The organism is Phyllobacterium sp. P5_D12, assembly GCF_054049495.1.
Genome location: NZ_JBFUMG010001070.1, coordinates 1 through 788 on the forward strand (window position 1 = coordinate 1; position 788 = coordinate 788).

The 788-nt window shown below is 55.9% G+C and carries 1 protein-coding gene; it reads left to right on the top strand.

Features of this window, described 5'->3' with window-relative positions; genetic code table 11:
• Window positions 1-141: 141 nt before the first annotated feature.
• On the top strand, window positions 142-788 hold a 647-nt coding region (locus tag ACXJ5O_RS28750), incomplete at its 3' end, for a flagellar hook-basal body complex protein (RefSeq protein ID WP_457302878.1).

Here is a 788-nt window from a genome sequence, read left to right on the forward strand (position 1 = left end):
AACCTGCCAGAGCAATTTTGACCGCCGTCGGCGGTCAAGTCGAAATTCAAGTATTCCCCAGTGACACCATCTGAACGTCAGCTTCGCGCAAGTATTGCGCGCTAACGATTCTGAACGGAATCACGGTGCAAGGAGACGGAAATGAGCCTCTATGGAATGATGCGAACCGGTGTGTCGGGCATGAATGCTCAGGCCAACAGGCTGTCGACCGTGGCGGACAACATCGCCAACTCCAGTACGACCGGCTACAAGCGCGCCAGCACGCAGTTCGCATCGCTGGTGTTGCCAAGTTCTGGCGGGGCTTACAATTCCGGTGGTGTCGAAACGGTCATTCGCCACCATATCTCGGATGACGGCTCGCAGCGCTTTACGACTTCTTCGACCGACCTTGCGCTGAAAGGCAATGGCTTCTTCATCGTCGGCAATGCCGACGATACGCCCTATCTGACACGCGCCGGTTCATTCGTACCTGATGCGCAAGGCAACCTTGTCAATTCGGCCGGCTACTATCTGATGGGTTATCCCGTGGTCAATGGCAATGTCAATCCGGTTGCCAATGGCTTTCAGGGGCTCGAAAAGGTCAACATCGCTCAAAATGACCTGATCGCCGATCCCAGCAAGACCGGCATATTTACGGCCAATCTCCCGGCAGGCGCGTCGATTGTTGCCGCGGCCGACCGCCCGCCGACAAATGCCACCGCGTCAGCTCAATATACGGCCAAGACATCCGTGYAGACATTTGACAATCTCGGCAACGTTGTCGKCGTCGATCTCTACTTCACTAAGAC